The organism is Deinococcus roseus (assembly GCF_014646895.1).
In the GTDB taxonomy this organism is placed as follows: Bacteria; Deinococcota; Deinococci; order Deinococcales; family Deinococcaceae; genus Deinococcus_C; species Deinococcus_C roseus.
Window position 1 is genome coordinate 1 of sequence record NZ_BMOD01000055.1, and the last position, 8,490, is coordinate 8,490.

General features: G+C 56.0%; 6 protein-coding genes. 4 read left to right on the forward strand and 2 right to left on the reverse strand.

Translation table 11 applies throughout. The features are described 5' to 3' along the window. Nucleotides 1-606, reverse strand: a 606-nt coding sequence (locus IEY52_RS26105; RefSeq protein ID WP_268239768.1) for an alpha-amylase family glycosyl hydrolase, incomplete at its 3' end; no start/stop codon positions are given. 547 nt (nt 607-1,153) lie between these two features. On the opposite strand from IEY52_RS26105, the gene IEY52_RS26110 reads away from it, so the two are divergent. Together IEY52_RS26110 and IEY52_RS26115 are read left to right on the forward strand one after the other, a co-directional pair. Next, nucleotides 1,154-2,155 carry a LacI family DNA-binding transcriptional regulator gene (locus IEY52_RS26110; RefSeq protein WP_189009519.1) on the forward strand — a complete coding sequence of 334 codons (1,002 nt, stop codon included), beginning with the start codon at nt 1,154-1,156 and terminating at the stop codon, nt 2,153-2,155. Between the two features lie 17 nt (nt 2,156-2,172). After that, entirely contained in the window at nt 2,173-4,932 is a 2,760-nt protein-coding gene (locus IEY52_RS26115; RefSeq protein WP_189009522.1) for an alpha-amylase family glycosyl hydrolase, read from the forward strand. Nucleotides 4,933-5,199: 267 nt separating this feature from the next. On the opposite strand, the gene IEY52_RS26120 is transcribed toward IEY52_RS26115, so the two are convergent. Continuing rightward, nucleotides 5,200-7,296 carry an FG-GAP repeat domain-containing protein gene (locus IEY52_RS26120; RefSeq protein ID WP_189009525.1) on the reverse strand — a complete coding sequence of 699 codons (2,097 nt, stop codon included), beginning with the start codon at nt 7,294-7,296 and terminating at the stop codon, nt 5,200-5,202. 42 nt (nt 7,297-7,338) lie between these two features. Here IEY52_RS26120 and IEY52_RS26125 point away from each other — a divergent pair, with 42 nt between their 5' ends. Further along, the gene (locus IEY52_RS26125) at nt 7,339-7,857 is read left to right on the forward strand and encodes a helix-turn-helix domain-containing protein (RefSeq protein WP_189009528.1); all 519 of its coding nucleotides are present in this window, start codon (nt 7,339-7,341) and stop codon (nt 7,855-7,857) included. Between the two features lie 197 nt (nt 7,858-8,054). After that, a partial coding sequence (locus tag IEY52_RS26130; RefSeq protein ID WP_229684992.1) for a transposase occupies nt 8,055-8,490 on the forward strand: 436 nt, incomplete at its 3' end.

Below are 8,490 nucleotides of genomic sequence, written 5' to 3' on the forward strand. Positions count from 1 at the left end.
TGCGAAGTCGGGCAATCCAGAAAGCGGGCAGGTGATGTCGTTTCCGGTGCAGTTGCTGTGGAACCAGGTGGGGTTGGTGCTGACCACACTGGCTCCGGGTCCGGCATGGTTGGCCACCATGTCCATCATGTATTTCATGCCCATGTTGTGCAGATCATTGATCAGGCTGGTCAGTTCGCTGCTGGTTCCCAGTTTGGGTTCCACGCTGGTGTCGGTGCTGCTGTTGGAGAAATTGGCCCAGTAGCCGTGGTAGCCGCAGGAACTGCCGTTCAGTCCGACCTGTTTGTACATGGGGGTGGTCCAGACGGTGGTGGCCCCCATGTACTTGATGTAGCTGAGTTTGTTGCGCACGCCCTGGATGTCTCCACCGTGGAATTTGGTGGCGCTGTTTTTGTCCAGGCAACTGGCGGCCCCCAGGTTGTCGTTGGTGGTGTTGTCGTTGGAAAAGCGGTCGGTCATCAGCAGGTAAATGATCTGTTTGCGCCAGGTGTCGATGTTGGTGCCAGAAATGGCCTGTGGGCTGGGAGCGGATGGAACAAGGGATGGGCTTTGCTGGCTGCAAGCGGCAAGGGCAAGAGACAGCACGACAAGGGAACGTTTCTTCATGGTGAAACTCCTTTCAAAATGGGTTGTGGTCTGGATTGGGTTTGATGATAGCGGAACCTGTAAACAAATGGAAGTGGTTCCAATGAATGACCAGAAATTTGTATAGACTTATGTGATGCATTTTGAGCACAGACACCATCCATTGGGAGATACGAGATCTGGGCAGAACGCATGATGGAGACCACAGAAAACCGCCGTTTCCAGCGAAGAAAAACCATGGCCTGCTTGAAGACTGTATATATTTGTTTAATCTTGTTATAGATAATATTGTTTGATTCCATGGATTTTGCAGAGGATGGTGCCCGACTCCTTGCTCACTTGAAGCGAACCGCCTCAATAAACGCGCTGCTGCCCTCTGGACCGGGAAAAGTGTTCAGGATCCCCTTGACATTCAAGAGCAGCATGGAGATAATGAAAACATTCCGTGGTAACGCTACCAGTCTGAGGTGCGGATTTCATTTTCTGGGTTGTTTGTGCCTGGAAATTCAGAATTTGCTTCGTTTTTGGTGTTTTCAGCGAACTGGTAACGTTACCAGAAAGAGGGTGCATGAACAAACCCAGCGTCCTGGACGTGGCCCGACTGGCCGGAGTGGGAACCAGCACCGTTTCCCGCGTCCTCAACAACCAATCCAACATTTCTGCACAGTCCCGTGAAAAAGTCCTCAGGGCCGTGGAAATCCTGGGGTACACCCCCAACCAGGATGCCCGCAGCCTGCGTTCTGGACAGACCGGAGCCATCTCGGTGGTGCTTCCCCTGACGGGCACCCACTTCTATGACACCCTGCTGCGCCACATGCACCAGGTGCTCAGCACCCAGGAATACGACCTCGCCCTCTTCCCGGTGCTGGGAGAACAGCGCATCCGCCGCTTCCGGGAAGCCAGTGCCCTCCCATACCGCGCGGATGCCCTGGTGATCGCTTCTCTGGACCCGGAGCGCATGTACCACGGCAAACCCCCTTTCGGCAAACCCATCGTGCTGGTGGACAGCTTTCACAGGGATTACCACAGCGTGTGCTTCGATAACCTTGCCGCAGGACAGATGGCCGCCCGGCACATCCTGAAAAGTGGTTTGCCTGTGGTTTTTGTGGATGTGCAGGAAAACCCCGGTGAATTTGAATCCCCGGTGTTCCGGGACCGCAGAGAGGGCCTGCTGCAAACCCTGCAGCAGCACCACCTGGAACCCGTCCTGACCCTCAAAACCACTTTCCAGGTGGAGGGAGGAAGGGCCATTGCCCAGGACCTCTACAGCCTGCTGAATGAAAAGCCGCACTTCATCGTGGCTGCCTGTGATGACATTGCGGTGGGTCTGCTGCGGCAACTCAGCGAGGCCGGATTTCAGGTCGGACGGGATTTTCTGGTGTGCGGTTTTGATGACAACCCCCTGGCCAGAGAATCTGCCCTCAGCACCGTGCAGCAACCCATCGCAGAAGTGGGAGAAGCCGCTGCAAAATTGCTGCTCCGGGCCTTGCAAGGTGAACTCACCCACCTGGCCCTGCAGACTTTCCACCCCAGATGGCAGGAACGCAGCACCACCACCTTTCAGCACTGACCCCAAGGAGCAAAACCATGAAACGATCCCACCTTTCCCTGATCACCGGACTTCTGATGGCTGCAGGATTTTCCAGCCACGGCCTCGCTGCAGATGTTCCCTGCACCCCCAGCCCTTATGGCAACACCGAACTGTTTCTGCGCGGCGGCATGAACGGCTGGAACGCCGCCCCAGAGTACAGATTCTCTTATGTGTGCAACCACTATGAACTGACCACCGAACTCTCTGGAGACCAGACCTTCAAAGTGGCAGACAGTGGCTGGTCTGCACCGACTGACTTTGGTGGAGGAGAGCAGAGCGTTCCACAAGCCGGGGTTCCCTTGCCCCTGAAATTGCAGGGTTCCAACCTCACTTTTGCTTTCAAAGGGCTTTCCAGAATCATCCTGGACGTGACGGGAGGCAAACCCAGCCTGCTGATTGCAGATTGCCCCAAAAACCCTTTCGGCAGCACCGGCATCTACCTCAAAGGCAGCATGAACAGCTGGAATGCCACAGAAGAATACCGCTTCAAGTACGTGTGTGACGCCTTCTACCTGAATGTGGGTCTCACGGGCAGCCAGGAATTCAAAGTTGCAGATCCGGGCTGGAGTGCCCCCACCACCTTCGGGGGCAAAGATGGAAACAGCAGCACCCTCACTGCTGGAGTGCCCCTCCCTCTGCTCTCAGACCAGCAAATTGGAGGCAGTGCCAGCAACCTGAAATTCAACTTCACCGGAGAACACACCCTCAAATTCACCGCAGATGCAGAAGGCAAAAACAGCAGCCTCACCATCGGACAGAAGACTTTTGTGGACCGCTCTGCCCGTGAAATCACCGATCCGGTGGCGCTGAGTATGCAGTACGATTCCCGCAACCTCCTGTTCAAAGCCCCTTTTGGAGCCACCAAAGCCGGGGAATCCGTGCAGTTTTCGCTCTCTGCCCTGCCCGGTGTGGAAAGTGCCACCCTGGTGCTGGAAAAACGCCTGCTGGAAGGCAACGAGGAAAAGCTTGAGTACACCCCCTATGCCCGCGTCCCACTGCAGAAAAAGCAGGAAGGCAACCGTGAAGTGTGGAGTGCATCTCAGGTTCTCCCAGACAGCAGCGTGTATGGCTACTACTTTGAACTTCAAATCGGCAAGGACACCTACGTCTACCAGAACAACAAGAACTCCATTTACTGGACCACCGAAAAAGGCAGCGACGGGGTGGGGGTGCTGGACTTCAAACCCGAAGACCCCAAAGCCATCCGCCGTTACCGCCAGACCGTCTACCAGCCGGATTTCAAGGTGCCTGACTGGGCCAGAGATGCCGTTTACTACTACATCTTTCCAGAGCGTTTCCGCAACGGAGACAGGAGCAACGATCCAAAGGTGGGTGTGGACACTTACCTGGACCAGAAGATCGAAGTGCACACCAACTGGAATGAAGCCCCCTACCTGCCCAACTCTGGTGACGGCAGCGACAGCGTCTACAACAACGATTTCTTTGGTGGCGATTTGCGCGGCATCATTGAGAAACTGGACAACCTCAAAGACCTTGGAGTCAACACCCTCTACATCAACCCCATCTTTGAGGCCCCCAGCAACCACAAGTACGACACCGCCGATTACCTGCACATCGACAACAACTTTGGCACCAACGCAGAATTTCAGGAACTCACCAGCGAAGCAGCCAAACGCGGCATGCGGGTGATTCTGGACACCTCTCTCAACCACACCGGCAGCGACAGCGTTTATTTTGACCGTTACGGCAAATACCCGGAAACCGGCGCTTTCGAGAAAGAACAGATCCGCAGCGATTCCCCTTACGCAGACTTCTACACCTTCAATCCTGGTGGGGCCAGTGCAGACCAGAAATACGCTGGCTGGGTGGGGGTTTCCAGCCTTCCAGAACTGAAAGAATCGGATGCCTGGAAAGATTACGCCTTTCGTGCAGACAACTCCATCACCCGGTACTGGCTCAGGCAGGGCGCATCAGGATGGCGCATGGACGTGGCCCCCTGGGTCAGCGACAGTTTCTGGCGCGAGTGGCGCAAGACCGTCAAGTCAGAAAACCCCGATGCCCTCACGGTGGCCGAAACCTGGTTCAATGCCAGCAAGTTCTTCCTGGGGGATGAGTTCGACAGCACCATGAATTACATCTTTAGAAACACCGTGCTGGATTACGCCGCAGGAGGTAAGGCTGTAGACCTGTACCAGAACCTGGAACTCATGCGCGAGGAGTATCCCCCTCAGGTGTTCTACGCCCTGATGAATTTGCTCTCCACCCACGATGCGGCCCGTGCACTGTACAAGTTTGGCTACACCTCAGGCACCACTGCCCAGGACGCTGTGGACACCGCCAAGAAACGCCTGAAACTGGCCGTGCTGTTCCAGATGGTTTTTCCTGGTGCGCCAGCCGTTTATTACGGAGACGAAGTGGGCGTGACGGGCGGCGAAGACCCCAGAAACCGCGGCACCTACCCCTGGGAGGACACCGGAGGCAAACCCGACCTTGCCCTGCGTGAGGACTTCAAGAAGCTGATTGCCCTGCGCAACAACAATCCTGTTTTGCGTGCTGGAAGCCTCTCTGCTCCGCTGCATCTGGACGACCATGTGGTGGTGCTGCTGCGCGAACTGGACGGCAAGGCCGTGCTGGTGCTGCTGAACAACGACACCAGTGACCATCAGGTCAATGTCGCCGTGCCAGAGCAGTACCGGGACCGTACGGGTCAGGATTTGCTGACAGGCAAAACCCACGCCCTGAACACCGACCTGACGGTTCCTGCGCTGGGCGGACTGGTGCTGGACCTGCAGTGAAACACTGACCCACAGCTCAGAGAGGATCAGGGATGTTCGGGCCCCTGATCCTCTCTGGGTTTTCCTGAGGATGAAACTCAATCCCAGATGGGTGATGGATGTAGGCGCATACAATCCTGTGTGGTCCAGGCCCTTTTATGCAGGAAACCAGCAAGCTGCATGCTGAGCCCTGGGCCTTGTGGAACTGTTCAGCCCTGAGAAAACCTTTTGAAACAAAACTCCCCCTTGCTGTGCAAGGGGGAGTGGCCTGATGTTGATTCTGAAAGGTTATTTCTTCAGGAAAACGTTCATGGCTGTAGAAGTGGTTGCTGCCACATCCAGCTTGCCATCTCCGTTCAGGTCTGCCACGGCCACGCCACGGGTGTTGCCCCCGAGGTCATGGAAGGTGCCCGTCCCAAAGGTGCCGTTGCCGTTCCCCAGGTAGAAGGTGAACCCTCCGTTGGGTGAAATGGTGGGGTTGGCCGCCACCAGATCCAGGTTGCCGTCTCCGTTGATGTCTGCCAGGGTCATCTGGTTGTGTGGATAATTGGGGGTGCTGGTGGTGGTTCCTGTGTTCAGGGTACCGGTTCCGGTGCCCAGGTACACGGTGTAACTGTTGGTCTGGATGCTGCCCACCACCACGTCCAGGTTGCCGTCCTTGTTCAGGTCGCCCATGGCCACGCCACGCACATTGTCTGGTGCAGTGTATTCCACAGCCGTGTTGAAGCCCACGGTGCCGTCTGCTTTGTTGAGGTACACCTCCAGTTTGTGGTACGTGCCCGTGGTGGCCACCAGGTCCTGGTATCCATCATTGTTGAGGTCTCCGATGCCGATGTTGCTGGCATTGGAAGAAGAATTGATGAACAGGTCCTGGCGGTTGCTGAAAGTGCCGTTGCCATTGCCCTGCCAGACGGTGACGTACTGGTTGGATCCAGCAGCAAGGTCAAGGTTGCCATCGTTGTTGAAGTCACCGAAGTTTACCCCAATGGTGCTGCTGGCAAAGGCTCCGGTGGCCGTGGTGACGGAGGTGCCTGCACTGTAATTTCCAGAGCCATCGTTGATGAAAATGGAGAGGGTGCAGGGACCGCAGTTGTTGTTGCTGCCGGTGGCGATGTCCAGGTCTCCATCGTTGTCGATGTCTCCCAGTTCCACGCCCTGCGGAATGTTGGTGGCTGCAATGTCGGTGCGGGCAGCGAAAGTGCCGTTGCCGTTGTTTTTGTGCACGCTGACAAAGTTGCCGCTGTGCCCCAGCACGGCGTCCACATCTCCGTCTCCATCCACGTCTCCGAAGCGGATTTGCTGGGCACTGTTGGCTTCAGTGTAAGCCACGGAGGTGTTGTAGCCTGCTGCGCCCTGGGCTGCCCCTGCCACTTTGAAGCGGCGGGTGCTGCTGTTCAGGGTGCTGGACCCCACCACGGTGACTTCCACCACTTCACCTGGTTTGAATTCTGCGCCCGAAGAGGGGGTGTAGATCCACTGGTTTCCACTCTGGCTGAAGGTCCCTGCATTTGTGGCGTTTTTGCTGGTCAGGCGTTTGCCAGTCTGGAAGGCATGAATCACCAGCTGATTCTGGGGGGTGCCGCCGGACAGGGCCGGGATCACATCGTCGCAGTACCCAAGGGTGGCAGTGACTGCACTGGTTTTGGCGGCCAGAGCAGAAATGGTGGGGCTGAAAGTGGTGACTTTGTTGATGCTGTTCACCAGATACAGGGGGGAGACTGCCGAAGAAACCGCGAGTTTGCAGAGGATGCGTTTGGTGCCGCTGTAGGTGCTGCCAGGAAAGACGTTGACCCGACTGGCTCCTGCTGCGGTGACTCTGGCGGCCAGACCACTGTTGCCCAGGGCCTGTTCTTCCAGAGATTCACTCACCTGGGTGGTGTCGTCTTCAGTGACCAGAATGGCCATGGTGAAGGAAGTGGGGGTGTTGGAGAGGGGGGTTTGCAGAGGCACTTTCACTGAGACGGTGACCGTACCCTGATAATCGTTCACAGCAGGGTTGGCAGGAAGGGTGCGACCTCCGCCCACTTTGTCCACCACAAAACCGTAGGGGAAGGCATTGACCAGACCCGGAGTTCCGGCCAGGGGCGCAATCTCACTGCTGGAAAAAGCCTGAAAGCTCTGTTGCCCACTGGCCAGTGAAGGTCCAGCAGCAAGGGTGCCCGTGGGCAGAATCTGACTGGCCAGGCTGCTGGAAGCTGCGGTGCCATCGGCCTTTTTGATGTCCCGGATGGCTGTATTGCTGAGGGTGCTGGCAGTTTCTCCGGCCAGCAAAGTGAGGTTGGTTTTGGCAGTGTTGCTGGCCACCCCTGCACTGGTGGCGTTTCTCACCTGATAGCGGGTGGAAATGTAGCGGTAGCCGTTGTAGTCCACATAGTGCAGGATCACAAGTGAGATTGTGAAGATGTCCGTCATCTGTCAAAGTGAGCTATGGGCAGCAAAGTCAAAGTCCGACCCCTCAGCGAAACAGAAGTCCAGCACATCCAGGATCAGCTCAAATCCAAAGACGCCTTCACGGTGAGGCGCAGCCAGATTCTGCTGGCCAGCCATGAGGGTCAGGTGGTCTCCCAGATTGCCAGATCCCTGAGAATCGCCACCCAAACAGTACGCAACACTTTTAGAGCTTTTGAAGCAGATGGTTTAGCAAGCCTCCATGAAAAATCCCACCGACCCCACACCATGCTGCCTCATATTGATCAAGCGGCATTACAACGCCTACATGCTCTACTGCAACAAAAACCCCGAGACTATGGCGTACAAAACGATCACTGGACGCTGGAAACGTTAGCTCAGGTCAGCTTCCAGCAAGGCATCACCCAGGAGAAAATGAGCTACGAAAGCATGCGTCGCGCGCTAAAACGCCTGGAAGTGACCTGGAAAAAGGCCACCTCCTGGATCACCTCGAATGACCCCAACTACACCGTGAAAAAAATCAACGAGCACGGCTAATTCAACTTGCCCTCAAGCAGTCTGACTGGGTGCTGGGTTTTCAGGATGAGGTGTGGTGGAGTCGCTTCGCTCAGCCCAAAAGAGCCCTGTGGACCGATCAGAACCGTCCACAGACCGAAAAACCCCAGTGGCAGAGTGGAGATGAGGACCCCAAAGCTCTGGCGTGTTATGCCCTGTTGAGGCAGGACACAGGGGAAATGCTGTTGCGTTTCGTGAAAGGCAGACCGGTCAGTGCTGTGACCTGTGACTTTCTACAGTGGATCACTGAGGAACTGGGCAAGCAGGGCAAAAAGGCTTTGCTGCTCATCTGGGACAATGCCAGTTGGCACATCAGCAAGCAGGTCACCTCCTGGATCAAGCAGCACAACCGAAAGGCCAAAGCAACAGGTGGGGTGCGGATCTTGAGTTGTCTATTGCCGAAGAGAAGCCCCTGGCTGAATCCCATTGAACCGAAATGGCTGCATGGGAAACGGGCGGTGATGCCTGCTCAGGGCTTACTTTCTGCTGAAGACTTGGAGTCTCGGGTCTGCGCTTACTACGGGTGTCCGAAGTTAAGTATCTCCCACATAAAAAATGGTAATTGCTCAGCATATAAGAGAGTTCCCATGCTGAGCAGTTACAAATATCTTACAC

Bases quoted from the DNA above. Each gene is read 5' to 3' on its own strand.
- IEY52_RS26110 (WP_189009519.1), top strand. From the start codon at position 1,154: ATGAACAAACCCAGCGTCCTGGACGTGGCCCGACTGGCCGGAGTGGGA.
- IEY52_RS26115 (WP_189009522.1), top strand. From the start codon at position 2,173: ATGAAACGATCCCACCTTTCCCTGATCACCGGACTTCTGATGGCTGCA.
- IEY52_RS26125 (WP_189009528.1), top strand. From the start codon at position 7,339: ATGGGCAGCAAAGTCAAAGTCCGACCCCTCAGCGAAACAGAAGTCCAG.